General features: G+C 72.1%; 24 protein-coding genes and 1 pseudogene. 18 read left to right on the forward strand and 7 right to left on the reverse strand.

The window, feature by feature from the left end; all coding sequences use genetic code 11:
• Positions 1-34: 34 nt before the first annotated feature.
• Positions 35-1,126 (reverse strand): substrate-binding domain-containing protein, encoded by a 1,092-nt coding sequence (locus tag ACZ41I_RS10115; protein ID WP_468513764.1) that lies wholly within the window; start codon positions 1,124-1,126, stop codon positions 35-37.
• 115 nt (positions 1,127-1,241) lie between these two features.
• Between ACZ41I_RS10115 and ACZ41I_RS10120 the strand changes: the two genes are divergently transcribed.
• The 4 genes and pseudogenes from ACZ41I_RS10120 to ACZ41I_RS10135 all read left to right on the forward strand — a co-directional run.
• Positions 1,242-1,370: a hypothetical protein gene (locus ACZ41I_RS10120; RefSeq protein WP_468513765.1), complete on the forward strand. Its 129-nt coding sequence runs from the start codon at positions 1,242-1,244 to the stop codon at positions 1,368-1,370.
• 261 nt (positions 1,371-1,631) lie between these two features.
• On the forward strand, positions 1,632-1,868 hold the full coding sequence (locus tag ACZ41I_RS10125; protein WP_468513766.1) for a hypothetical protein: 237 nt from the start codon (positions 1,632-1,634) through the stop codon (positions 1,866-1,868).
• 303 nt (positions 1,869-2,171) lie between these two features.
• On the forward strand, positions 2,172-3,650 hold the full coding sequence (locus ACZ41I_RS10130; protein ID WP_468513767.1) for a glutamate-cysteine ligase family protein: 1,479 nt from the start codon (positions 2,172-2,174) through the stop codon (positions 3,648-3,650).
• 165 nt (positions 3,651-3,815) lie between these two features.
• Positions 3,816-4,556: pseudogene (locus ACZ41I_RS10135) on the forward strand (thioesterase family protein); the annotation flags it as partial.
• Positions 4,557-4,568: 12 nt separating this feature from the next.
• Here the strand turns inward: ACZ41I_RS10135 and ACZ41I_RS10140 are convergent.
• Positions 4,569-5,093, reverse strand: a complete 525-nt coding sequence (locus tag ACZ41I_RS10140) for a hypothetical protein (protein ID WP_399769564.1) — start codon at positions 5,091-5,093, stop codon at positions 4,569-4,571.
• Positions 5,094-5,159: 66 nt separating this feature from the next.
• Positions 5,160-5,972 carry an EamA family transporter gene (locus ACZ41I_RS10145; protein WP_468513768.1) on the reverse strand — a complete coding sequence of 271 codons (813 nt, stop codon included), beginning with the start codon at positions 5,970-5,972 and terminating at the stop codon, positions 5,160-5,162.
• A gap of 270 nt (positions 5,973-6,242) precedes the next feature.
• Between ACZ41I_RS10145 and ACZ41I_RS10150 the strand changes: the two genes are divergently transcribed.
• A complete protein-coding gene (locus ACZ41I_RS10150) occupies positions 6,243-6,851 on the forward strand; it encodes a flavin reductase family protein (RefSeq protein WP_468513769.1) in 609 nt (202 codons plus the stop codon).
• A 13-nt stretch (positions 6,852-6,864) separates the two neighbouring features.
• On the opposite strand, the gene ACZ41I_RS10155 is transcribed toward ACZ41I_RS10150, so the two are convergent.
• On the reverse strand, positions 6,865-7,626 hold the full coding sequence (locus ACZ41I_RS10155; RefSeq protein ID WP_399769570.1) for a cache domain-containing protein: 762 nt from the start codon (positions 7,624-7,626) through the stop codon (positions 6,865-6,867).
• A gap of 37 nt (positions 7,627-7,663) precedes the next feature.
• Positions 7,664-8,422 (reverse strand): FadR/GntR family transcriptional regulator, encoded by a 759-nt coding sequence (locus ACZ41I_RS10160; protein ID WP_468513770.1) that lies wholly within the window; start codon positions 8,420-8,422, stop codon positions 7,664-7,666.
• Positions 8,423-8,523: 101 nt separating this feature from the next.
• On the opposite strand from ACZ41I_RS10160, the gene ACZ41I_RS10165 reads away from it, so the two are divergent.
• From ACZ41I_RS10165 to ACZ41I_RS10200, 8 genes are all read left to right on the forward strand, one after another.
• Positions 8,524-9,555: an ABC transporter ATP-binding protein gene (locus tag ACZ41I_RS10165; RefSeq protein WP_399769573.1), complete on the forward strand. Its 1,032-nt coding sequence runs from the start codon at positions 8,524-8,526 to the stop codon at positions 9,553-9,555.
• Positions 9,556-9,592: 37 nt separating this feature from the next.
• Positions 9,593-10,789: an ABC transporter substrate-binding protein gene (locus ACZ41I_RS10170; protein ID WP_468321930.1), complete on the forward strand. Its 1,197-nt coding sequence runs from the start codon at positions 9,593-9,595 to the stop codon at positions 10,787-10,789.
• A 3-nt stretch (positions 10,790-10,792) separates the two neighbouring features.
• Positions 10,793-11,656: an ABC transporter permease gene (locus tag ACZ41I_RS10175; protein WP_399769577.1), complete on the forward strand. Its 864-nt coding sequence runs from the start codon at positions 10,793-10,795 to the stop codon at positions 11,654-11,656.
• A gap of 21 nt (positions 11,657-11,677) precedes the next feature.
• A complete protein-coding gene (locus ACZ41I_RS10180; protein ID WP_468513771.1) occupies positions 11,678-12,493 on the forward strand; it encodes an ABC transporter permease in 816 nt (271 codons plus the stop codon).
• Between the two features lie 31 nt (positions 12,494-12,524).
• Positions 12,525-13,205, forward strand: coding sequence for a maleylpyruvate isomerase N-terminal domain-containing protein (locus ACZ41I_RS10185; protein ID WP_468513772.1), 681 nt, complete (start codon positions 12,525-12,527; stop codon positions 13,203-13,205).
• A gap of 89 nt (positions 13,206-13,294) precedes the next feature.
• Positions 13,295-13,576 carry a hypothetical protein gene (locus tag ACZ41I_RS10190; protein ID WP_399769583.1) on the forward strand — a complete coding sequence of 94 codons (282 nt, stop codon included), beginning with the start codon at positions 13,295-13,297 and terminating at the stop codon, positions 13,574-13,576.
• Positions 13,577-13,737: 161 nt separating this feature from the next.
• Positions 13,738-15,486 carry a carbohydrate binding domain-containing protein gene (locus ACZ41I_RS10195; protein WP_468513773.1) on the forward strand — a complete coding sequence of 583 codons (1,749 nt, stop codon included), beginning with the start codon at positions 13,738-13,740 and terminating at the stop codon, positions 15,484-15,486.
• An 81-nt stretch (positions 15,487-15,567) separates the two neighbouring features.
• Positions 15,568-16,449 (forward strand): DMT family transporter, encoded by an 882-nt coding sequence (locus tag ACZ41I_RS10200; RefSeq protein ID WP_468513774.1) that lies wholly within the window; start codon positions 15,568-15,570, stop codon positions 16,447-16,449.
• A gap of 85 nt (positions 16,450-16,534) precedes the next feature.
• Here ACZ41I_RS10200 and ACZ41I_RS10205 read toward each other — a convergent pair whose 3' ends face one another.
• Positions 16,535-17,149 carry a TetR/AcrR family transcriptional regulator gene (locus ACZ41I_RS10205; RefSeq protein WP_363219915.1) on the reverse strand — a complete coding sequence of 205 codons (615 nt, stop codon included), beginning with the start codon at positions 17,147-17,149 and terminating at the stop codon, positions 16,535-16,537.
• An 89-nt stretch (positions 17,150-17,238) separates the two neighbouring features.
• On the opposite strand from ACZ41I_RS10205, the gene ACZ41I_RS10210 reads away from it, so the two are divergent.
• The 3 genes from ACZ41I_RS10210 (at position 17,239) to ACZ41I_RS10220 (ending at position 20,104) form a co-directional block, all read left to right on the forward strand.
• Positions 17,239-18,060, forward strand: a complete 822-nt coding sequence (locus tag ACZ41I_RS10210; RefSeq protein WP_468513775.1) for an SDR family oxidoreductase — start codon at positions 17,239-17,241, stop codon at positions 18,058-18,060.
• Between the two features lie 206 nt (positions 18,061-18,266).
• Positions 18,267-19,478, forward strand: a complete 1,212-nt coding sequence (locus ACZ41I_RS10215; protein WP_468513776.1) for a polysaccharide deacetylase family protein — start codon at positions 18,267-18,269, stop codon at positions 19,476-19,478.
• A gap of 74 nt (positions 19,479-19,552) precedes the next feature.
• Positions 19,553-20,104 carry a universal stress protein gene (locus ACZ41I_RS10220; RefSeq protein ID WP_399769593.1) on the forward strand — a complete coding sequence of 184 codons (552 nt, stop codon included), beginning with the start codon at positions 19,553-19,555 and terminating at the stop codon, positions 20,102-20,104.
• A gap of 31 nt (positions 20,105-20,135) precedes the next feature.
• Here the strand turns inward: ACZ41I_RS10220 and ACZ41I_RS10225 are convergent, their stop codons facing one another.
• Positions 20,136-20,525 (reverse strand): RidA family protein, encoded by a 390-nt coding sequence (locus tag ACZ41I_RS10225; RefSeq protein WP_468321943.1) that lies wholly within the window; start codon positions 20,523-20,525, stop codon positions 20,136-20,138.
• Between the two features lie 98 nt (positions 20,526-20,623).
• Between ACZ41I_RS10225 and ACZ41I_RS10230 the strand changes: the two genes are divergently transcribed.
• Both ACZ41I_RS10230 and ACZ41I_RS10235 read left to right on the forward strand, forming a co-directional pair.
• Positions 20,624-21,532 carry a LysR family transcriptional regulator gene (locus ACZ41I_RS10230; RefSeq protein WP_468513777.1) on the forward strand — a complete coding sequence of 303 codons (909 nt, stop codon included), beginning with the start codon at positions 20,624-20,626 and terminating at the stop codon, positions 21,530-21,532.
• A 43-nt stretch (positions 21,533-21,575) separates the two neighbouring features.
• Positions 21,576-23,582, forward strand: a complete 2,007-nt coding sequence (locus tag ACZ41I_RS10235) for a glycoside hydrolase (protein WP_468513778.1) — start codon at positions 21,576-21,578, stop codon at positions 23,580-23,582.
• The last annotated feature ends 46 nt before the right edge of the window (positions 23,583-23,628 follow it).

Below are 23,628 nucleotides of genomic sequence, written 5' to 3' on the forward strand. Positions count from 1 at the left end.
GCCCCGTTCGATCCTGCTGCCGGACGGCCCCTGTCTACGCCGTCCCCGGGGGCGTCCCGCCGGTCTCGGTCGGCGGGCGGCGCAACGACGAGGCGCGCAGCACGAGCCGGGGTGCGGCGGAGGGCGGCTCGCCCCCGGTCCCCGTCGGCCCGGCCATGCCGGTGGCCGGTCGCGCGCCCAGCCGGGCGAGCAGCAGTTCCACCGCGTCCGCGGCGGCCCGCTCCAGGCCCAAGTCGACGGCGGTGAGCGGCGGTTCGCAGGTGCGGGCGCGCAGACCGTCGTACCGGGTGACGACCATGACGTCATCGGGGATACGGCGTCCCGCCTCCCGCAGGGCCCGTACGGCGCCGACGGCGAAGGCGTCGACCAGCACGCACAGCGCATCGATGCCGGGGTGCTCGGCGATCAGCGCGGCGCACCGGTCGTATCCCGCCTGCTCGCCGCCGTCCTCCGGGGCGGTCGCGACGATCGGCGGCCGGCCGTGTGCGGCGGCGATCCGTTCGTAGGCCGCGCGGGCGTCGACCGAGGAGTGACGGGTGCCCGCGCCGACGATGAGCGCCGGGTTGCGGGCGCCCTGGTCACGCAGATGGTCGAGGAGCAGTTCGACCACCCTGCCGCCGTGCAGGTCCACGTAGGGGGCGTCGTCGTCGGGCGCGGTGGGCCGGCCCAGGGCGACGTACGGCAGTCCACGCTCGCGCAGTTGGGCCACGGCCGCGTCGTCCGCCTCGGGCTCGACCACGATCGCGCCGTCGATGTCCACGGAGTACAGCGCGGATCCGGACTGCACGGGCGGGATCAGCACGAGGGCGTAGTCGTGGACGAGGGCCCGCTCGGCCGCTGCGGCGGCCACCTCCATGTAGAAGCCGAGCCGTGAGGGGCCGCCGGCCACCGCGAACGGCATCGAGGACGCCAGCGCGATGGCCTTGGCCTGCCCCCGGCGCAGCCGCTGGGCGCGCAGGTTGGGCCGGTACCCCAGCTCGGCGGCGATCTTCTTGATGCGTTCGCGGGTCCGCGGGTCGACCTTGCCGATGCCGTTGAGGGCGTGGGACACGGTGGTCCGCGACACCGACGCGGCGGCGGCGACGTCGGCGATCGTGGGCCGGCGAGCGCCGTGGGACGTGGTCATGGCCCCATCTTCGCAATCTCCGCCGCCCGGAGCCACCACGATCCCGTCCCGGCAGCCGGTCGTCTCGGCAACCGGCTCCGCGGGTAGGGGCGTTCATGCACTCGGCGGCATCGGGATGGAGTCCACGTCGGACACCCGCGCTGTCGCCGAGGAAGCGGTCGAAGCCGGCGCCTGTGCGGGGGTGCAGGTGAAGGTGTTGCCGGCCGGCCGGACCGTCATGGACGTCGCGCTCGGTGAGGAGTAGCCGGGCGTTTCCCTGACGGCGGGCTCGGCGATGCCGTGGTTCGGCGTCCGAGCTGCCGGCCACGCTCGCCTTCGCCCGAGCCTGGGAGCCGGGTCTGCTGGGTCCGCTGGGTCGGCTGGGTCCGCTGGGCCCCGGACGGCCTGGTACGGAACCATCTGCCGGGGTTCTCCGGGACGGCCGGGCCTCGCTCACCGTGCGGCCGGCGGCGAGGGCGGGGCGGCGGCGGTTCCGGGGCAGCGGGCGGCCTGTCTCGGCCATGCCGTGTCTCTGCTGGTCGCGAAGATCGCCGTGCGCCCCGGCAGCACCACCGCCTTCGCCGTCTTCCCGCGCACGGAGGTGACCGCGCTGCTCGGACTGACCTCGGCCCTCGGTGGCCCGCCCGCGCCCCGGTGGTGCAGGCGCCCTGCGCGGGGACCGCCACGGCTGCTGCCCGCGTCGCCCGGTTCGCACGACCACCCGGAGCCGTCCGGGCACCTGCGTGGCCGGGCCCTTCGGTGAGGCGGCCGTCGGCGCCGCGATCACGCGGCGGACTCCCCGACGGCCGACGGCTGCTGCGCGAGAAGACGTGCGCCGCCCTCGTACGCGAACAGCGTCCGGCGGGTGCCGTCGGGGAGGCGACGGGCGTGCCCGTGCGGTGGGGGCTGGGGCACTTGTGCCCGTCGGGGCCACAACGCCGGCACTCCGGTCGGTCGGGGGCGCGGGAATCCGCGCCGGGCAGACGCGGGCCACGCTTGGTGAGGCTCGCGTGATGGTGCGACTCTGGGGGGAGAGGTCTGCGACGAGGGGAATCCTGGAGGGCCGATGGGACGTGACGTCCCGGCGCTCGTCTTCACCCGCGAGGACCGCCGCCGGTACCGGATCAAGATGCACGAGTGCCTCGACGCGCTGGCGCAGATGCTGCGCGAGTCACGGTTCGAGTCCGAGCGGCCGCAGGTCGGCCTGGAGATCGAGCTGAACCTGGTGGGCGAGGACGCCGAGCCGGCGATGCGCAACACCGATGCGCTGAAGGCGATCTCGGACCCCGCCTGGTCCACCGAGCTGGGCCGGTTCAACCTGGAGATCAACGTCCCGCCCCGGCGGCTGATCGCGGGTGGTCCCGACGCGTGGGAGTCGGAGATCCGCGCCGCGCTGAACCACGCCGACGAGCGGGCCCGATCGATCGGCACCCGGCTGATCATGATCGGTATCCTGCCCACCCTGCGCCAGGAGGACATCGGCGAGGAAACCCTGTCGGAGAACCCGCGTTACCAGCTGCTCAACGACCAGATCTTCGCGGCCAGGGGCGAGGACCTGCGCATCGAGGTGGACGGCGTGGACCGGCTGCGCACCTACGCGGACACCATCACCCCGGAGGCCGCGTGCACGAGCACGCAGTTCCATCTCCAGGTGTCTCCGGAGGAGTTCGCCGGTTACTGGAACGCGGCGCAGGCCATCTGCGGGGTCCAGGTCGCGCTGGCGGCGAACTCGCCGTTCCTGTTCGGCAAGGAGCTGTGGGACGAGACCCGCATCCCGCTGTTCGAGCAGGCCACGGACACCCGGCCGGAGGAGATCAAGGTGCAGGGCGTACGGCCCCGGGTGTGGTTCGGCGAGCGGTGGATCAACAGCGTCTTCGACCTCTTCGAGGAGAACCTGCGCTACTTCCCCGCGCTCCTCCCGCTGTGCGACGAGCAGGACCCGGTGGAGACGCTGGACCGCGGAGACACCCCCGAACTGGGCGAACTGACCCTGCACAACGGCACGATCTACCGCTGGAACCGCCCGGTGTACGCCGTCTCGCACGACGTACCGCACATCCGGGTGGAGAACCGGGTGCTGCCCGCCGGACCGACCGTCGCCGACACCCTCGCCAACGGTGCCTTCTACTACGGCCTCACCCGCGCCCTGGTGGAGGAGGACCGGCCGGTGTGGTCGCGGATGTCGTTCGCGGCCGCCGAGGACAATCTGCACACCGCCGCCCGGCACGGCATCGACGCCCTGCTGTACTGGCCCGGGATGGGCGAGGTGCCGGTGCCGGAACTGGTCCTGCGGCGGCTGCTGCCGCTGGCGCACCGGGGCCTGGAGCACTCCGGCATGGACGAGGCATGGCGGGAGCCGCTGCTCGGCATCATCGAGCAGCGCTGTGTCACGGCACGCAACGGCGCCGTGTGGCAGAAGGAGATGTTCCACCACCTCGACGCCACCGCGCACGCGGGCCGGCACGAGGCGCTGCGCCGGATGACCCAGCTGTACATCGACTACATGCACCTCAACGCGCCCGTCCACACCTGGCCGGTGGACTGAGCGGGCTCAGCGGGTGAGCACGGTGTTCAACGCCCGGGCCGGCTCGGCCCGTTCGGCGGTGTGATCCCGGGTGAACACCCGGTCCAGCCGGTCGAGTCGTCCGTCGTCGACGAGGTGCCCGCGCAGACATCAACCCGGTGACGGACCGCCGACGCGCACACCGCCACGCCGCACGCGAGCGGCGCGTGGGACCCCGCCGAACAGCACTTCAGCCCGCTGGCCGGACTCGTGGTCCACGCGATCGACCAGTACCGTGCCGAGCGCCCGCCGAGCGGACTGCTCCTGTCACGGATCAGCTTCGACATCCTGGGGCGGCTCGCCCTGGACGAGTGCGAGATACAGGTGGAGTCGATCCGGCCGGGCCGCACCATCGAACTGCTCGAAGCGGTCGTGCGCATCGCGGACCGGCCGGTCGTGCGGGCCCGCGCCTGGCTGCTCACCGAGGTGGACACCAGCACGGTGGCCGGCGGCGCCGACGCCCGCATGCCCCTGCCGTACGGCCTCGCCGGCCAGTCGCTGGCCTCCGTGTGGCCCGGGGGTCACTGCGCGTCCGTCGACATCCGTCCGGTCCATGCCCCGGAGCCGGGCCGCGCCACGGCCTGGATCACCACGGACCTCGACCTCGTCGCCGGCGAGCCGAGCAGCCCGGTCGCGTCCTACGTCGCGCTGGTCGACACGGCCAACGGCATCGCCGTACGCCGGCCGCCGACCGAGTGGATGTTCCCCAACGTCGACCTGACGATCCATCTGCACCGCCGGCCGGAGGACCGTTGGGCCGGTCTGGACACCACGGTCGTCTTCGGCCCCACCGGCCTGGGGCTCACCAGCAGCGTCCTGCACGACATCCACGGCCCGGTGGGACGGGCCGAGCAAACCCTCACGGTCCGACCGCTGCCCGGCCGGTGACCCCGGCAGGCCTCAGGGCTCGATGTTCCACCGCTCGGGGAGGTCGGCATCGCAGAAGACACAGACGAAGTGGCCGTCCCGCACGATGTTGTGCTGCCCGCAGACGCCGCAGCGGCGGAAGATCACCTCATGGGTGAAGGAACCGGGGTGGCCGAGCCCGGCCCGCTCCAGCGCCTGGGCCACGGCCGGCCACGAGTCGGTGTCCGGACAGTAGCCGGTCGACTGGTTGCTCACCTCGTGTGCCGTCCAGCGGCCGGCGTCCTCGCGAAAGCTGATCTCTCCCGCGCTCAGCACCGGCTCACCGCCCGCGCAGGCGACGTGCTCGGACCGGCGCGGGGCCAGTAGCAGGACGCCGTCCCCACTGATGACGAAGGTGAAGGGTTCGGCAAGTTCCGCACGGGTGCGGGTCGCGGCCCAGTCCACGAACTCACCCGCCGTGCGGATGCCGGTGCCGGTGTCCCCCGGCCGGGCCGCGGCCCTCAGGTCCTCGGGACCGACATACCGATAGCTCCGGCAGCTCTCTCCCGACAGGCTCATGCCGGTCACGGTAGGGCATGGACGGACCGAGGTGACCGGCGTCGCGGCGGAAGCCGTGGGCGAGCCTCACGGTGCCGTCGCGTCCTGACTCTCACGGGCGGCGGCCTCGGTCCGAGCGGCAGTCGCGGCCCCTTCGTGAGCGGCGCGCGCCCTTCCTGCCCGCCCCTCCGCACGCGTCGCCCCCACCGAAGCGAGCCCCACCGCCGCCACCCCCGCCCACTGGGCCACGGCCAGGTGCTGGCCGAGGAGGACCAGGCCGATCAGGGCTCCGACCGCCGGTTCCAGGCTGGTGAGGACGCCGAAGACGCGCGGTGTGAGGCGGCGCAGGGCTTCCAGCTGGAAGGTGTAGGGCACCACGCTGGACAGGACGGCGACCGCCGCGGCCACGGCGAGCGTGCCCGGGTCCAGCAGGCGGGTGCCCGCCTGCGTGATGCCGTAGGGAAGGCTGAGCAGCGCACCCCAGGTGACGGCGAGCGTCAGGCCGTTGCCGCCGGGGTCGTGTCCGGCCAGCCGTTTGCCGGCCAGGATGTACCCGCCCCAGCAGCAACCGGCCAGGGTGGCGCAGGCGATGCCGGTGGCGTCCAGGGCGCTACCGGAGTGGCTGAGCAGGAGGACGCCGGTGGCGGCGAGGCCTGCCCACAGCAGGTCGGGGGCGCGGCGGGAGCCGCACAGGGCGATGGTGAAGGGGCCGAGGAACTCCAGGGTGGTGGCGGCGCCCAGCGGCAGCCGGGCGACCGCCTCGTAGTACGCGAGATGGTGCACGGCGAGCAGCGTGCCCGCCACGGCCGCGATGCCGAGGCCGGTCCGGTCGCCGCGGATCCGGGGCCGCCCCAGGGCGGTGAGGACCAGCGCGGCGAGGACCAGCCGCAGGGTCACCACGCCGGCCGGTCCCACCGCGGGGTAGAGACGGGTCGTCAGCGCGGCTCCGCCCTGCAGGCCGAGGATTCCGCCGAGGACGAGCCCGGGGGCGGGTACGGCGCCGAGTCCCCGGCCGAGAGCGAGTGCGGCGCGTGGGCGAGGGGTGGGCTGGGGGCTGATGGGTATCGAGCTCCTTGTGCGGCTGCCCTCGCACCCTAGGGCGGTGCCCCGTTGCTGATCAACAGTGGGGGTGGTGGCACGGCTGTCGGCGGTACCGCTTAGCGTGCTGTCATGCGCGTCGACTACTCACCCGAGTCCATGGGCGCCGGAGCGTTCTACCGTCTGCTCACGGCCGTCGTCGTTCCGCGGCCGATCGCCTGGGTGTCGACCCTCGCTCCGGACGGCGAGACGGCGAACCTGGCCCCGCACTCCTTCTTCACCGTCGCCTGCACCGATCCGCCGGTCGTCCAGTTCACGTCGGTGGGCCGGAAGGACTCGCTGCGCAATGCGGAGGAGACCGGGGAGTTCGTCGTGAACTTCGCCCCGGAGCCGCTCTTCGCCGAGATCAACGCGACCGCGACCGACTTCCCCCGCGACCGGGGTGAGTTCGACGCCGTGGGCATCGAGCGGGAGCCGTCGCTGCGGGTGCGGCCGCCGCGGGTGGCCGCGTCTCCGGTCGCCCTCGAATGCACACTGCACTCGACCCTGCGCCTGGGCGATTCCACGGTGGTGTTCGGTCAGGTCGTGCACGCCGCCGTCCACGAGGACGTACTGGTGGAGGACCGGCCCGACATCGGCCGGCTCCGGCCGCTGTCCCGGCTGGGCGGCAACGAGTGGGGCACGGTCGGCGAGATCCACGAGCTGGCCCGCATACCGTACCGGGACCGGAAGCGCGACTGAGCCCACTGGCTCGTCAGACGAGCACCAGCACAAGGGGCACCCCCCGGCACGGCACCAGGCGTAGGTCCTCGTACGTGCCGGGGCGTGCCGTGCCGAGCAGTTCGGCGAAGTCGGGGCCCTTGGTGAGGGAGCCGGCCAGGTGGGCGGCGTCGGCGGAGGCGGCGACCCGGCCGCGGGCGTTGACCAGGTGGGCGGGGCGCGGAAGGCGCCGCAGGAGGGGGAGTACGGCCGCCTCGAAGTGGCGGAGGTAGACGTCTGCGGCGGCCACCCCGGCGAACCGGCCCTGCACCAGCACCGGTTCGGACAGGGTCAGGCTGTACTCGTCGGAGCAGAGATAGTCGACGTAGGGTCCGGCCACCGCCCGGCGCCCGGTGTCGCGGGGCAGCGCGAACCAGTCCCAGTGCGTGTAGTCGGAGTACGCCGACTGACCGGGATCGAGGTCGAGCAGGAGCGGTCGGACGTCACCGTCCGTGCCCGACTGCCACCACTCCAGCCAGGCGGGCACGTCGGCCAGCAGGCCGGGGGCCGCGACGAAACCGACGCCGGAGACCAGTTCCTCGCGGGTCAGGTGCAGATGCAGGCCGGGGCGCAGGGCGGCGAGGTCGGCGCTGGCGGGCCGCCGGCCCTGCGCGGCCACCCGGTGGAGCAGGGCCTCGGTGTCGGCGCGGGTGGCGGCGACGGTCTCGAAGACGGCTTCCAGCGCAGCGCCGACCTGCGCGGCCACCCAGGTCTCCGTCTCCGTGTCGAGGGTGGCGAGCCCGGGCCTGACGCCCATGGTGTCCTCCAGCGGACGGGAACCGGACGCGGCGCGGTCAGAGGGTGAGACGTACGGCGACGAGCCGCGCCGTCGACTCCCTGACGCACCGCTCGGCCAGCGTGCCGGCCGTTTCTTGGACCCCATCCTGCACGGCCGAGATGACGCAGCGGTGACGGTCCGCAACTTCTTCACGATATGCGTCGTCGGCGAGAACCAGGCAGAGCAGTGCGCCGATCTCGCTCTGCAGAGCGACCTGTTCGCGGGTGAGCCGCGCGGACTGGGCGGCTGCCGCGAGTTCGACGTGGAAGCGGCCGTACAGCCGGCTGCGTGCCGCCGCATCCTCGGCCCGTGTCAGCTCCTCCACGGTGCGGCGGAGTTGACGGAGGTCCTCGGGCTCGGTGCGCTGCGCGGCGAGGCGGGCGGCGGCACCGGACAGGGCGGCCCAGTGGTCGCCCAGGTCGCGCAGCTCCTCGGTGCTCCAGCCACGCAGCCGGGCCCTCAGCCGGTCGTCGGCGGGGACTTCGGGGAGGGAGACGAAGCTGCCGCCGCCGCGGCCCCGGCGGGTGGTGACCAGGCCCTGTTGCCGCAGGGCCATGAGCGCCTCGCGCAGCGTGACCGTGGAGACACCGAGCTGTCCGGCGAGCTCGCTCTCGCCGGGGAGTTGCTCGCCGTCGGCGAGGAGGCCCAGTTCGATGGCGTCGGCGAGGCGGCGTACGACCGCGTCCACGCGGGCCCGGTTGTCCACCGGGCTGAAGACGGCCCTGCGGGCGCGGCTGTCCGTCTCCTGCTGCTTCACGGTCACCACCTCGTGCATTGACTCAAGCTTTACCTTAAGGGGACCTTGAGCTTAGAACTATGACTTCATATGTTTGCGGTCAAGCGGTTCAACGTACAGCGCGCCAGAAAGGTTCCCCCATGGAGGGAATTGCGATCCGGCTGCAGGACCTGCGGAAGTCGTTCGGTGGGACGACCGCCGTGGCCGGGGTCGACCTGGAGATCCGGGACGGCGAGTTCTTCTCGATGCTGGGCCCCTCCGGCTCCGGGAAGACCACCGTCCTCCGGCTCGTCGCAGGGTTCGAGACACCGGACCGGGGCCGGATCGAACTCGCCGGCCAGGAGGTCACCGGCCTCGCCCCGTTCGAGCGGGACGTGCACACGGTCTTCCAGGACTACGCCCTCTTCCCGCACATGACGGTCGAGCAGAACGTCGCCTACGGCCTGAAGGTCCGCGGAGTACCCAAGGCCGAACGTCTCGTCCGCGCCCGCAAGGCCCTCGCCGAGGTCCGCCTGGAGGGCTACGGCCAGCGGCGCCCGGCCCAGCTCTCCGGCGGACAGCGCCAGCGCGTCGCCCTTGCCCGCGCGCTCGTCGGCCGGCCCCGGGTGCTGCTCCTGGACGAGCCTCTCGGCGCCCTGGACCTGAAGCTGCGCGAGCAGATGCAGGTCGAGCTGAAGGCGATCCAGCGGGAGGTCGGGATCACCTTCGTCTTCGTCACCCACGACCAGGAGGAGGCCCTGACGATGAGCGACCGCATCGCCGTCTTCGAACAGGGCCGTATCGCCCAGATCGGCACGCCCGCGGAGATATACGAGCGCCCGGCGACCCCTTTCGTCGCCTCCTTCGTCGGCACCTCGAACCTCCTCGACGGGGAGGCGGCCCACCGGATCGTCGGTACGCCGGGCACGTACAACATCCGGCCTGAGAAGATCCGGGTCCTGAAGGAGTCCGCAGAGGCGGACGAGCCGCAGCACGCAACCGCCACCGGAACCGTCGCCGAGGTCGTCTACCTCGGCGACGCCACGCGCTTCCTGGTCGACCTCGACGGCGGCGGCCGGCTCACCGCGCTCCAGCAGAACCTGGAGACCTCCTCCGAGGACGCCGCCGCCTACCGCGGCACCCGGGTCCGCCTGACCTGGCACCGCCGGCACGCCGTCCGGCTGCCCTCCTGACCTCTCCCCCGCCTTCAACGTCCCCCTGGAGAACACCGTGCGTCCCACCCGAACCCTGCGCGTCGCGGCCTGCGCCGCCGCGCTGCTGCTCGCCGCCGCCTGTGACTCCTCCGGCTCGGGCAGTTCGTCCGCGACCGGCCTCAACCCACCCGACCTCAAGGCCCCGACGAAGCTCGGCAAGACGGAGGGCCAGGTCAACCTGATCGCCTGGGCCGGCTATGTCGAGGACGGCTCCGACGACCCGAAGGCGAACTGGGTCGGCGGCTTCGAGAAACAGACGGGCTGTCAGGTCCACTCGAAGGTCGCCGCCAGCTCGGACGAGATGGTCAAGCTGATGAAGACCGGCGAGTACGACGCCGTCTCCGCCTCCGGTGACGCCTCTCTGCGCCTGATCGCCTCCGGCGACGCGGCACCGGTGAACACCGCCCTGGTCCCGAACTACAAGGACGTCTTCGCCGGGCTGAAGAACGGCGGCTGGAACTCGGTCAAGGGCCGGATGTACGGCATCCCGCACGGCCGGGGCGCCAACCTGCTGATGTACAACACCGAGAAGGTCAGGCCCGCGCCCACCTCCTGGGCCGCCGTCTTCGACGGCGCCTCGACCTACAAGGGTCATGTCACCGCCTACGACTCGCCGATCTACATCGCCGACGCGGCCCTCTACCTCAAGGCCACCAAGCCGGAGCTGAAGATCAAGGACCCGTACGCGCTCGACCAGAAGCAGTTCGACGCGGCCGTGGCCCTGCTCAAGCAGCAGAACAAGAACGTCGGGGAGTACTGGAGCGACTACCTCAAGGAGGTCTCCGCCTTCAAGAGCGGCGACTCGGTGGTCGGCACCACCTGGCAGGTCATCGCCAACCTCGCCGCCTCCGAGGGCGCGAAGGTCAAGGCGCTGGTGCCGAAGGAGGGTTCCACCGGCTGGTCCGACACCTGGATGGTGTACAGCAGGGCCAAGCACCCCAACTGCGCCTACAAGTGGCTGGACTGGATCGTGTCGCCCAAGGTCAACGCCCAGGTCGCCGAGTACTTCGGCGAGGCCCCGGCCAACTCCAGGGCGTGCGCAGAGACCAGCGACAAGGACTTCTGCACGGTCTACCACGCGGCCGACGAGAACTACTGGAAGAAGATCGCCTTCTGGAACACGCCCATCGAGCAGTGCCTCGACGGCCGCAAGGACGTGAAGTGCGTGCCGTACGCGAAGTGGGTGCAGGCCTGGACCGAGATCAAGGGCTGAGGCATGGCCCTGCTGACCCGGACCGCGGGGGCGCTGCACCGCAGACCCCGGCTGCGGCTGACCCTCCTGCTCACCGCCCCGCTGCTGTGGCTCGCCGTCCTCTATCTCGGCTCCCTCGCGGTCCTGTTCGTCTCCGCGTTCTGGACCACGAACTCCTTCACCTCGCAGGTGGTGAAGGTCTGGTCGACGGACAACTTCCACGAGCTGTTCACCACGCCCGTCTTCCGCCAGGTGATCCTGCGCAGTGCCGGAGTCGCACTCGCGGTGACCGTGCTGTGCGCGGTGATCGCCTTCCCGGTGGCCTTCTACACCGCGCGCGTGGCCGGGCCCAGGTGGCGCCCGCTCCTGGTGGTGGCCATCCTCACCCCGCTGTGGGCGAGTTACCTGGTCAAGGTGTACGCCTGGCGGCTCATCCTGTCCCGGGGCGGCCTCGCCGACTGGATGCTCGCGCCGTTCGGGCTGAGCGGCCCCGGCTTCGGCCTGCCGGCCACCGTCCTCACTCTGACCTACCTGTGGCTGCCCTACATGATCCTGCCGATCCACACGGCCCTCGAACAACTTCCGGCCGACCTGCTCGACGCCTCGGCCGACCTCGGGGCGCGGGCCGGGCGGACCTTCCGCTCGGTGGTGCTGCCGATGGTGCTGCCGTCGGTCGCGGCCGGCTCGGTGTTCACCTTCTCGCTCAGCCTCGGCGACTACATCACCGTGCAGATCGTCGGCGGCAAGACGCAGCTGATCGGCAACCTCGTGTACTCCAACATCGAGCTCAACCTGCCCATGGCCGCGGCGCTCGGCACCGTCCCCGTCGTCGTGATCGTCCTGTACCTGCTGGCGATCCGCCGTACGGGCGCCCTCGACAGCCTGTAGGACCTGGAGGAGAGAAGCGCCATGCATCTCAGCCGCCCCGCGCGCATCGCCCTGCGCACCGGCGCCGGGCTCGGTTTCGCGGTGGTCTACGTCCCGCTGCTGCTCGTCCTCGTCAACTCCCTCAATCCCGACCGCAGCGCGAGCTGGCCGCCGTCGGGGCTGACGTGGCGCTGGTGGTCGGCGGCCGGGCACAGCTCCGGTGCCCGGCAGGCGCTGTGGGTCTCGGTGAAGGCGGGTCTCGGGGCCACCGCGATCGCGGTGGTGCTCGGTACGCTCATCGCGTTCGCCGTGGCCCGGCACCGCTTCTTCGGCCGCGACACGGTGTCGTTCATCGTGGTCCTGCCGATCGCGCTGCCCGGCATCGTCACCGGCATCGCCCTCAACTCGGCCTTCAGTACGGTTCTGGCGCCGCTCGGCGTGGGTCTCGGGCTGTTCACGGTGATCGTCGGCCATGCCACGTTCTGCATCGTGGTGGTCTTCAACAACGTGGTCGCGCGGCTGCGCCGTACGGCCGCCTCGTACGAGGAGGCGGCCATGGACCTCGGCGCGACGACCTTCCGGGCCTTCGCCGACGTCACCTTCCCGCTCGTCCGCTCCGCACTGCTGGCGGGCGCTCTGCTCGCCTTCGCCCTCTCCTTCGACGAGATCGTGGTCACCACGTTCACCGCGGGACCCGGCATCGAGACCCTGCCGATCTGGATCTTCGACAACATGACGCGACCCCAGCAGGCGCCGGTGGTGAACGTCGTGGCCGCAGTGCTCGTGCTGCTGTCGGTGCTCCCGATCTACGTCGCCCAGCGGCTGTCCGCGGACACGGCGACGTCGAGCCGGGTGTGAGAGCCTGTACGGCGCACGGACAGGGGGGTGCATGAGTACGGAGAACGGCGTCGACCCGGCACGAGCGGTGCGCGCGGCGTACGAGGCGGCCTCGGCGGTCGTCGCGGACCTGGGTGACGAGGAGTCCTGGCTGCCGACCGGCTGTACCGGCTGGGCGGTCCGTGATCTCGTCTTCCACTGTCTGGCGGACGCCCAGCGCGCGCTCGTGGCCCTGCACACGCCGGCGCACGAGCCGGTGGACCGGGACGCCGTGTCCTACTGGCGGGACTGGCGGCCGGACACCGTCGGGGCCGCGAACGGCCGGCGGTGGGTACGGGTGAACGGCAGCATGTTCCTCGACTTCCGTCAGCTGCAGGGCCTGTATCTGGAGACGCTGGCGGCGGCCGTGCAGGCGGCGGAGGCGGCCGACCCCGCCCGGCACGTCGGCACGCAGGGGCACGTCCTGACCGCCGGGGACCTGCTGACCACCCTCGCGGTGGAGGCGACCGTCCACCACCTGGACCTGACGGTCCGTCTCCCGCACGCGCCCGGTCCGGCCCCGGAGGGTCTGGCGGCGGTACGCGTCACGCTGGACGGTCTGCTCGGGCGACCGGGCCTGCCGGAGTGGACCGACGAGCACTACGCGCGCGTGGGCACCGGACGGGCCGCGCTCACCGAGGCCGAACGGGACGCCCTGGGTGCGGCGGCGGACCGGTTCCCCCTGTTCGGCTGAGACCCGGCCGCACACCCGACACGGGGACGCGCACGGCGTCACCTGCGCGGCGCGGGGCCTGCCGGCCGGGTTGATGGAAACCTGCGCCCATGAACAACCCGCCCAGCATCGACACGTACGTCGACCGGGTCACCGCCGGACCCGGCGGAGCGATGACCGACGAGGTCGGCGTGATCACCGGCGATCTGACGGTCGCGACCATCCTGCTGTCCGACGGCCGCAGTGTGCGCGTCGCCATCCAGCACTCCGGCAGCGACACCTGGTACACGCTCGCCGGCAGCCCGGCCCCGGTGCCCGCCGGACAACTCGCGGCATACCACCGGGATCTCCTGGGCCGCATCCGCCGCGGAGGTGGCACGCGCGCCACCTGAGCGGGCCAACTCCCCCTGTGCACGGGCCGGTTGGCTTGGCCATGAACATGCAAAAGGCGGCTCCCACACCTTGACCGGCGTTTGGTCCAGACCAATCATGGCCTAGCTCCAATGGCCCATGGCCGGGCCGCACAGTGCCGTTCGCCAACCGGGAGTACCCGATGACACGTCCGAGACCCGTACGCGCCCTGCTCGCAGGCCTGGTCACCCTGGCCGCCTCGGCGGGGCTCACCCTGGCAGCGCAGGGCACCGCACATGCGGCGACCCCGCTGCCCCCCCATGTCTTCGCGCCCTACTTCGAGGCCTACAACGGCGACAGCCCCGCCGCGCTCGCCCAGGCCTCCGGCGCCAAGTACCTGACCATGGCCTTCCTCCAGACCGACAAGAAGGGCTCCTGCACCCCCTACTGGAACGGCGACACGTCCACGCCGGTCGACTCCTCCGTCTTCGGCGCCGACTTCGCCACCATCCGCTCGCGCGGCGGTGACGTGATCCCCTCCCTCGGCGGCTACGCGGCCGACAACGGCGGCACCGAGATCGCCGACAGCTGCACGAACACCGACTCCATCGCCGCCGCCTACGAGAAGATCATCACCACCTACGACGTCTCCCGGCTCGACATGGACGTCGAGGACAACTCCCTCACGAACACCGCCGGCATCGACCGCCGCAACCAGGCCGTCAAGAAGGTCCAGGACTGGGCCGCTGCGAACGGCCGCTCGGTGCAGTTCTCGTACACGCTGCCGACCACGACGACCGGACTCGCCGACAGCGGCCTCGCCGTACTGCGCAGCGCGAAGAAGGCGGGTGCCAGGATCGACGTGGTCAACATCATGACCTTCGACTACTACGACGGCGCCACGCACCACATGGCCACCGACACCGAGACGGCCGCGAGCGGACTGCACGACCAGCTGGCCGAGCTGTACCCGAACCTGTCGGACACCCAGCTGTGGAACATGGCCGGCGTCACCGAGATGCCCGGCGTGGACGACTACGGCCCGGCCGAGACCTTCACCACCGCCGACGCCCCCACGGTCTACGACTGGGCGGTCGCCAAGGGCATCAACACCCTCTCCTTCTGGGCCCTCCAGCGGGACAACGGCGGCTGCCCCGGATCCGGCGCCTCCGACACCTGCTCCGGTATCTCCCAGGACACCTGGTACTTCACCCACACCTTCGCGCCCTTCAGCAGCGGTACGACGACCCCGCCGGCGAACGACTTCTCCGTGGCCCTCTCCCCCGCCACCGCCTCGGTCGACCCCGGCGGAACCGCGACCGCGACGGTGCGGACCGCGGTGACCTCCGGCAGCGCGCAGACGGTCGGTCTGACGGTGAGCGGCGCGCCGAGCGGGGCGACCGCGTCCCTGAGCCCGTCCTCGGTCACCGCGGGCGGAGCCGCCACCCTCACCGTGAAGACCGGTGCCACCACGCCACCCGGCACCTACGCCCTGACCGTCACCGGCGCCGCGGGCCCGACCCGGCACAGCTCCACCCTGACCCTGACCGTCAGGGGGTCCGGCGGCACGGCCGTCCTCGCCAACGGTGACTTCGAGTCCGGCTCACTCACGCCGTGGACCTGCGACAGCGGGGCCACCGTGGTCTCCTCCCCCGCGCACGGCGGGGCGCACGCCCTGAGGACCGCGCCCTCCGCCTCGCAGACCGGCCGATGCGCGCAGACCCTGACCCTGAAGCCCGGCACCTCCTACACCCTGAGCGGCTGGGTGCAGGGTCCGTACGCCTACCTCGGCGTCAGCGGCGGGGCAACGGCCAGTACCTGGACCTCGTCCTCGTCGTGGTCGAAGCTGACGGTGCCGTTCACGACGGGCTCCTCGGGCACGGTCACGGTGTATGCGCACGGCTGGTACGGCCAGGGCGCGGTCTACGCCGACGACCTGACCCTGAGCTGACCCGGCGCCCGGCCGCCGCCTTCCGTAGGCTGAAAGGACCCGAAGCTCCTCCGGGAGGCCTCCCGCAGGCAGGAGACGGTCGTGATCGAACTGGCCGCGGCGTTCGCCGTCGCGGGAGCCGCGAGCAACGCCGTGGGCACCGCCTTCCAGCGCAAGGCCGCGTCCGCCAGCAGCCGTGGCGGGCTGCGGCTGCTCGCGGAGCTGGTGCGCCGGCCCTTCTGGGTGATCGGCATGTGCGGGGTGGTCTGCGCCGCCCTGTTCCAGAGCCTGGCCCTGGTCAACGGCCCCCTCGCGCTGGTCCAGCCGCTCTTCATCCTGGAGCTGCCCTTCGCGCTGCTCGTCGCCGCCCCGCTGATGCACAGGCGGCTGCCCCGATCCGGCTGGAGGGGGGTGGGCGGCTGCGTCGTGGGCCTCGCCGTCCTGCTCGTCGCCGCCGCCCCGCACGGCGCCACCGCTTACGCGCCGCTCACCCGCTGGATTCCCGCCCTGTGCCTGTGCCTGGGCGGGATGGCCGCGGCCGTTCTGCTCGCCGGCCGGGGTCACTCGCCGGCCCGCCGCGCCGCGCTCTTCGCGGCGGCCTCCGCCGCGGGCAACGCGCTGACCGCCGCCCTGCTGAAGTCGGCCGCCGGCACCTTCGCCGACCACGGCTTCGCGGCGTTCCTGCGGTCCTGGCAGACGTACGGCTTCGCACTCACCGGTGCCGCCGCCGTGATCCTGCTGGAGAACGCCCTCCAGGCCGGGCCGCTGGCCGCGGCGCAGCCCGCGCTGACCATCGGTGACGCGGTGATCAGCCTGACGCTCGGCATGACACTGTTCGGGGAGCGGATCCGCATGGGCTGGTGGCTCGTACCGGAGGCGTGCGGCGCCGTGCTCATCGTCGTGGGCGTGGTGGTGCTCAGCCGGGCCGTCCAGCACATCACCGTGGCGCCGGTCGCGGCCGGACAGCGGCGCACGGCTGCGTGAAAGGGGGAACGCCCGCACGGACCGCGCCCGTGCCGTCACGGGCGCCGGAAACCACCGCTCGCAGGCCCCGCGGCCTTCGCGCCTGCTACCGCCCCGCGATTCCGTCGATCCAGGCCTGGAGCCGTTCACCCTGCGCAGCCATCAGACCGGGGTCGCGCAACGTGTTGGTGAGGACGCACATGCCCTGGTAGGCGGCGACGAGTTCGACGGCGAGCGCGGCGGCGTCGGCGCGGCCGAGCTGGGCGAACTGGGACTCCGCCCAGGCGAGCAGGGCTCGCATGACCTTCGCGGCGGACTGGCCCAGGCCGTCGTCACGCTTGTCGAGCTCGGTGGCGAGGGTGCCGAAGGGACAGCCGAAGCGGGCCGCGGTCTCACGCTGGTCGACCCAGCCGGCGACGAGCGCCTTCAGCCGGGCGGCCGGATCCGGCAGGGTGTCCAAGCGGGTCGTGAGCGCGTCGAGTTGCTCGCAGTGGGCGTCCACGGCGGCTTCGACCAGCTGGTCCTTGGTCTTGAAGTAGTAGTAGACGTTGCCGAGCGGCACCTCGGCCGTGCGGGCGATGTCGCCGAGGGTCGTCTTCTCCACACCCTGCTCATGGAAGACCTGGACGGCCGCCTTCACCAGGCGCTCGCGCTTGTCGCCGCGGCCGGAACGGCTGGGTCGCGCCGCCCGGGCCGTGGCCGCGGATTCTGAGTCAGTCACCTGACTGAGGATAGACAACGGTGGCCGCTCCGGGCTAATGTCCCGTCTTAGTTAGTCAACTAACTCACTCGACCGAGGAGAGAAACGCCATGATCGTTGTCACGGGAGCCACGGGGAACGTGGGGCGGGCCCTGGTCGCCGCGTTGGTCGAGGCCGGGGAGACGGTGACGGCCGTCGCCCGGCGCATCGGGGCGGATGACGTACCGCCGGGTGTCCGGGCCATCGCCGCCGACCTCGGTGACCCGCAGAGCCTCGCGCCCGCACTGGAGGGCGCCAAGGCCCTGTTCCTGCTGGTGGCCGGCGAGGAACCGGCCGGCATCCTGCGCCGGGCCGCCGCCGCCGGCTTGGCGAAGGTGGTGCTGTTGTCCTCGCAGGGCGCGGGCACGCGGCCACAGGCGTACACGCACGCGGCGCGTTTCGAGGCGGCCGTGGCCCGATCGGGGCTGCCGTTCACCGTGCTGCGCTCCGGCGGGCTGGCCTCGAACGCACTGGCCTGGGCGGAGCCGGTGCGCCGGTACCGCACCGCGGCGGCACCCTTCGCCGATGTGGCGCTGCCGTTCGTCGACCCGGCCGACGTCGCCGCGGTGGCGGCGGCCGTACTGCGCGGGGACGGGCACGACGGCGCCACCTACACGCTGACCGGTCCCGAGCCGACCACCCCACGGCAGCGGGCCGCCGCCATCGCCACCGCACTCGAAGAACCGGTGACGTTCGTGGAGCAGAGCCGCGAGGAAGCCCGCACGGAGATGATCCGGTTCATTCCGCCCGCCGTCGTCGAGGGCACGCTCGCCGTCCTCGGCGCTCCGACCCCGGAGGAACAGGCGGTCGGCGGTGACGTGGAGCGCTTGCTCGGCCGGCCCGCGGCACCCTTCTCCGCGTGGGCGGCACGCAACGCGGCCGCGTTCCGCTGAGCCTCGCGGGTCCGCCGGCACGGACCGTCCGATGTCCGGCGCCGCAGGGCCGACCGGGTGACGGGAGCGGCACTTGGCCACCCCGTTGCACGCCACACCGCACCAATTAGCCGTTTTATAAACTTATCGGCTCTATGGTGCGAACTGTCGGGAGTCGGCCGAGGTGGCGCACAAGGCGTCGCGGCCGGGCGCGGGTTGGGATGGCGATGAGTGGAATCAGCCGCCGGAGTGCGGCTCGCCTCGGTCTCGGCGCCGGCATCGGTCTGGCTGCCGCCTCGCTGGCCAGATGCGCAGGCCGCTCGGACGAGGACGGTACGGCACCCCTGGAGGGGCCGCCCCGGCTGATCGGGGACGGCTCCACGGCGTACACCGGACGGCAGCCCCACCAGCCGGCGCCGCCCGAGCCCCTCGAACCCGGCCAGACCCCGCCGCAGTTCGTGGTGTTCTCCTGGGACGGCGCCGGCGAGCTGGGCACCGGACTGTTCCCGCGTTTCCTGGAGCTCGCCCGCGCCCACGGCGCACACATGACGTTCTTCCTGTCCGGCCTCTATCTCCTGCCGGAGGAGAAGAAGCATCTCTACGATCCGCCGAACAACCCGGTCGGCGCCTCCAACATCGGCTACCTCACCGGTGAACACCTCAAGGCGACGCTGAAGTACATCCGCCAGGCCTGGCTCGACGGACACGAGATCGGTACACACTTCAACGGGCACTTCTGCGCCGGTTCCGGGTCGGTGGCCAACTGGACGCCGGAGCAGTGGCGTTCGGAGGTGGAACAGGCACGGACCTTCGTCAAGTGCTGGCGGTCGCACACCGGTTGGCACGACGACCCGCCGCTCCCCTTCGACTACGACAAGGAACTCGTGGGCGGCCGCACCCCCTGTCTGCTCGGGCAGCGGAACCTGCTGCCGGTCGTGCGGGAACTGGGCTGGCGCTACGACGCCTCCTCACCCGGCGGGCTGCAGTGCTGGCCGAGGAAGCGGGGCGACGTGTGGGACCTGCCGCTGCAGAGCATCCCGTTTCCCGGGCACAGGTTCGAGGTGCTGTCCATGGACTACAACATGATGGCGAACCAGTCGAAGAACTCGACGCGCGCGCCCTCCTACAACTACCCCTACTGGCGCGCGCAGGCGGCACAGGCCTATATGGCCGGGTTCCAGCGGGCGTACGAGACGAACCGGGCGCCGCTGTTCATCGGCAACCACTTCGAGCAGTGGAACGGCGGCATCTACATGGACGCGGCCGAGGAGGCCCTGCGGCAGATCGCCGGCTGGGACGACGTGCGCCTGGTCTCCTTCCGGCAGTTCGTGGACTGGCTCGACGCGCAGGACCCCAGGATCCTCTCGAAACTGCGCACCCTGGAGGTGGGTCGGAAACCGGACGGCGGCTGGTCCGCCTTCCTGCGCCCCGGGAAATGACCGCACCCCGAAAGGAAGGCCGGTTTCCGTCAATGGGACTTTGCCGGGGGCAGCGGCCTTCCTAGCGTGGGGTCATGGCAGCACACGGAACGACAGGGAGCGGCCCGGCCGGGAATGTCGTCGTCGGAGTGAGCGACTCGCTCGCCGGCCTGGCCGCGTTGCGCCGCGGCATTCTGGAAGCCCGCAGAACCGGCCGCACGCTGGTGGCCGTCCATGCCTGGGAGCCGCCGGAGGGCGATGCGGTCTACCGGCGCTGGCCCGAGCCGACGTGGGGCCGGCTGTGGTCCGACAAGGCGCGGCAGCTGCTGGACCGGGCCTTCGAGCTGGCGAACGGCGGTCCTCCGGGCGACCTGCGGATCGTACGGCGGGTGGTCAGGGGCCGCGCAGGACCGGTGCTGTGCTCGATCGCGTCGTCCCCGGACGACCTGCTGGTCATAGGCAGGGCCAGGCCCCGGGGCCCACTGGCCCGGCTGCACCGCCGACCGGTGCACCGGCACGTCCCGGCCCGGGCCGCGTGCGAGGTCCTGGTCGTGGCCGGCCCGCGGCTGCTGCCCCGCGAGGCACGGATCCTGCGGCGCGGCGAACCGGCGGAGCGGCGGGGCCGGGCGGCGGGCCTGGCGCCGTGACCCCGGCCGCGCTGCGCCGGGGTCTCCGAGGTCAGCTCGCGCTGCGGCGGGCGTACACCTCGATCTCGATCTTCATACGTGGGTCGGCGAGGCCGCACACCAGCATGGTGGCGGCCGGCCGGACCTCGCCGAAGCAGCGGCGCAGCACCGGCCAGCAGGGCTCGAAGTCCGCGCGGTCGGGTAGCAGATAGCGCACCCGCACCACGTCGGCGAAGCCGCACTCGGCCTCCGCGAGCGCGGCCTCGATGTTGCGCAGGCACTGCTCCGCCTGTGCCACGACGTCGTCCGGGATCGTCATGGTGGTGTAGTCGAACCCCGTGGTCCCGGACACATGGACCCAGTCCCCGTCGACCACGGCACGGGCGTAGCCGATCTGCTCCTCGAAGGCCGAGCCGCTGAGGATCGCACGTCGCTCTGTCATGCGCGGAAAGCTAGGTGACCAGCGCCGATACGTCCAATACGGGCTTTGCCTCGGACTGATATCTCCAGGCATATGGACCGGACTGATATCCCTGGGACATGGACCGCCCCGAACTCCCGCTGCCGCAGCTGCACGCCTTCGTCGTACTCGCCGAGGAACTCCACTTCGGCCGCGCCGCCGCCCGCCTGGGCATCGCCCAGCCCCCGCTGAGCCAGCAGATCCGCCGACTGGAGCAGAAGGTCGGGTACGCGCTCTTCGAGCGGGAACCGGGACGGGTGACGCTCACCCCGGCCGGCCACGCGCTGCTGCCGGCCGCCCGGCAGGCCCTGGCCGGGCTCGCCGACGGGCTGACCGCGGCACGGGCCGCCGGCAGCGGCCGGTCCGGGCGGTTGCGGATCGGCTTCGCCGCCTCACTGGCCCTGACCGTCCTGCCGGGCCTGCTGCGCGACTTCCGGCAGCGGTTCCCCGACGCGGATCTGGACATCCACGAGATGACCACGGCGCCGCAGCTCGACGCACTGCGCGAGAGAACGATCGACATCGGCCTGCTGCGGGAGCCTCCGGCCGACGAGTCCGAACTGGGCTTCCGGACCGTGTTCAGTGAGCCGTTCGTGGCCGTGCTGCCGGCCGCACACCCACGGGCCGGCCAACGGGTGGTGCCCCTTGCGGAGTTGACCGGCGAGCCGTTCGTCCTGCTGCCGCGCGCTGTCGGCCCGCAGTTGTACGACCGGATCACCGGCCTGTGCGAGGAGGCGGGGTTCACACCCCGGATCTCCCAGCACGCGGTGGAGTGGCAGACCGTGTGCGCCCTGGTGGAGACCGGGCTCGGGGTGTCCCTGGCCCCGGCGAGCATCCGCCGCATCCGGCTCAAGGGGGTGGCCTTCCGCCGGATCGATCCCGGCACCGCGCGTACACGGGTCGCCGTCGCATGGCGCAGGAACGACCGCAATCCACTGGTGGCCCGCCTGCTGACGACGATCGGTCAGCAGGCGCGGCACCGCTCATGAGCTCTCACATCTCTCTTATGTTCGCTCGCCAGAGTCCACGGCTGTGAAGGCGAGGAAGCTCAAGAAGACGAAGACACAGACGAAGACACAGACGAAGATCATCGCGGTGAGCGGTGCGCTCCTGATGGTCGGTGCGATCGGTACGGCCGCCGCGTTCGGCACCGCCACGCAGGAGTCCCGGCGCATCGAAGCGCACGGCGACCAGCTCTCCGTACCGGTCGACGGTGGCCGCGCCACGGTGGACCTCAGGTCCCTGGCCGTGCGGGCCCGGGCGGACGACGGCCGCACCTGGCAGCTGTCGGCACCGGCGTCCGGTGATCTCGGCGCGCCCGGGAAGGTCACCGTCCGCGGCGGTCGGGCCAGTTGGCGCTACGGCGACAGGGGGCTGACCGTCACCGCCTCCGCGCGTGACGGACGCCTGGCCGTCACCGTGCACTCGGCACGGCGGGCCAGCCTGACCTGGCCGGTCTCCGGCACGGACCGAACCACGCAGGAGGTGCAGGTCCCGCGCGGTGAGGGTTTGTCCGTGCCGGTCGCCGACCGGTGGTGGAACTCTCCCTCGGCGGGCCTGGCGGGCACCGAGGCCGACATGGCCGGCGGCCTGACCATGCCGTTCTGGGGCACCAGCCAGTCCGGACGGCACGGCGCGAGCTACATCGTCGAGTCCGACATCGGCACGACCCTCAGGTTCGTGTCCGTCGGCGGCAGGCTCCGCACCGAGGCCGAGCACGCGTTCTCGGCGCAACAGGCCACGGGGACGTACACGGTGACGTTCGCACTCACCGACGGGTCACCGGTGGCGGCGGCGCGCGACTACCGCGCCTGGCTCCAGGGCCACGGTGGCATCACGACGCTCCGGCAGAAGATCGCGCGCAATCCCGAAGTCGCCAAGCTGGTGGGCGCCTTCCACGCCTACACGTGGGGCCAGGCACGTACCGCCGAGGGCGTCCGCCGGCTGCGGGAGCTGGGGATCGACCGGATGTGGCTGGGGTACGACGCCGACGGCGCCCCCATGGACCGGGAGGCCACGCGCCTTGCCCGGCAGGCCGGCTATCTCGTCGGGCCCTACGACTCCTGGGCCAATGCGCAGGACCCGGCGTCGGCCGACACCCCCGTGTCCGACTGGCCCGCCCCGGTGTGGCAGGCCGCCTGTGTGCGCCAGGCGGACGGCACCGTCGTCACCGGATTCGGCGGCCGCGGCTGCTATGTGAGCTCCGAAGCGCTCCGCCGCGCGGAGCCCGGCCGGCACTACCTGTCCGACCGCACCGGGAAGATGACCGCGGGTGGCGCCACCAGCTACTTCCTGGACGTCGACGCCGCAGGTGAACTGTTCGCCGATCACTCTCCGGCGCATCCGATGACCAAGGCCCAGGACCGCAGGAACCGGCTCGCGCGCATGGCATGGCTGTCCGGCGACCGCCGCCTGGTGCTCGGTTCGGAGAGCGCGGGTTCCTGGGCGAACGGAGTGCTGTCCTTCAGCCATGGCTCGGGCACACCGGTCGACGACCGGTTGTGGAAGCTGGAGAGGGACCGCCCGGCCTGGGGCGGTTACGCCCCGGCCGACGCACCGGGGGTCTTCTTCAAGCCCGTCCATCTGCCGGCCGACCTCGCGAAGGCGATGTACGACCCGAGGTACCGGGTGCCGCTCTACCAGACGGTCCTGCACGACTCGGTGATCAGTACCGAGCGCTGGGAGCTGTCGTGGTCGAAACTGCCGGACCAGAGCCGCACCCGTGCGCTTCTCGCGATGCTGTACAACGTGCCCCTCAACCTGGTCCTCGACCAGTCCGAACTGGACCGGCACGGCGAGCGGATCGCCCAGGTGCAACGGTACTTCGAGCCCCTGCACAAGGCGGCGGCCGCACAGCCGATGACCGGCTTCCGCCGGCTCACGGACGACGGTCTCGTACAGCGCACCACGTTCGGCAGCGGGGTGCTGACCGTGACGGCCAACTTCTCCACCACGCCCCATGACGGGCTGCCCGCCGGCTGCGTCGACGCGGTGCTCAAGGGAGGCGAGAAGAAGCGGTTGTGCCCCGAGGGCCTGTGACACACGGCCGGCGGCGCGACGGGGCCACCCACTTCGGCAGGGCCAC

This window comes from Streptomyces sp. NPDC030799 (assembly GCF_055572255.1).

Excerpts from the sequence above, each read along its gene's own strand:
- ACZ41I_RS10130 (WP_468513767.1), top strand. The coding sequence starts at position 2,172 with ATGGGACGTGACGTCCCGGCGCTCGTCTTCACCCGCGAGGACCGCCGC.
- ACZ41I_RS10160 (WP_468513770.1), bottom strand. The coding sequence starts at position 8,422 with ATGCACGAGGTGGTGACCGTGAAGCAGCAGGAGACGGACAGCCGCGCC.
- ACZ41I_RS10180 (WP_468513771.1), top strand. The coding sequence starts at position 11,678 with ATGCATCTCAGCCGCCCCGCGCGCATCGCCCTGCGCACCGGCGCCGGG.
- ACZ41I_RS10215 (WP_468513776.1), top strand. The coding sequence starts at position 18,267 with ATGAGTGGAATCAGCCGCCGGAGTGCGGCTCGCCTCGGTCTCGGCGCC.
- ACZ41I_RS10120 (WP_468513765.1), top strand. The coding sequence starts at position 1,242 with ATGGAGTCCACGTCGGACACCCGCGCTGTCGCCGAGGAAGCGGTCGAA.
- ACZ41I_RS10190 (WP_399769583.1), top strand. The coding sequence starts at position 13,295 with ATGAACAACCCGCCCAGCATCGACACGTACGTCGACCGGGTCACCGCC.
- ACZ41I_RS10140 (WP_399769564.1), bottom strand. The coding sequence starts at position 5,093 with ATGAGCCTGTCGGGAGAGAGCTGCCGGAGCTATCGGTATGTCGGTCCC.
- ACZ41I_RS10150 (WP_468513769.1), top strand. The coding sequence starts at position 6,243 with ATGCGCGTCGACTACTCACCCGAGTCCATGGGCGCCGGAGCGTTCTAC.
- ACZ41I_RS10210 (WP_468513775.1), top strand. The coding sequence starts at position 17,239 with ATGATCGTTGTCACGGGAGCCACGGGGAACGTGGGGCGGGCCCTGGTC.
- ACZ41I_RS10225 (WP_468321943.1), bottom strand. The coding sequence starts at position 20,525 with ATGACAGAGCGACGTGCGATCCTCAGCGGCTCGGCCTTCGAGGAGCAG.
- ACZ41I_RS10165 (WP_399769573.1), top strand. The coding sequence starts at position 8,524 with ATGGAGGGAATTGCGATCCGGCTGCAGGACCTGCGGAAGTCGTTCGGT.
- ACZ41I_RS10175 (WP_399769577.1), top strand. The coding sequence starts at position 10,793 with ATGGCCCTGCTGACCCGGACCGCGGGGGCGCTGCACCGCAGACCCCGG.
- ACZ41I_RS10220 (WP_399769593.1), top strand. The coding sequence starts at position 19,553 with ATGGCAGCACACGGAACGACAGGGAGCGGCCCGGCCGGGAATGTCGTC.
- ACZ41I_RS10195 (WP_468513773.1), top strand. The coding sequence starts at position 13,738 with ATGACACGTCCGAGACCCGTACGCGCCCTGCTCGCAGGCCTGGTCACC.
- ACZ41I_RS10230 (WP_468513777.1), top strand. The coding sequence starts at position 20,624 with ATGGACCGCCCCGAACTCCCGCTGCCGCAGCTGCACGCCTTCGTCGTA.
- ACZ41I_RS10115 (WP_468513764.1), bottom strand. The coding sequence starts at position 1,126 with ATGACCACGTCCCACGGCGCTCGCCGGCCCACGATCGCCGACGTCGCC.
- ACZ41I_RS10185 (WP_468513772.1), top strand. The coding sequence starts at position 12,525 with ATGAGTACGGAGAACGGCGTCGACCCGGCACGAGCGGTGCGCGCGGCG.
- ACZ41I_RS10155 (WP_399769570.1), bottom strand. The coding sequence starts at position 7,626 with ATGGGCGTCAGGCCCGGGCTCGCCACCCTCGACACGGAGACGGAGACC.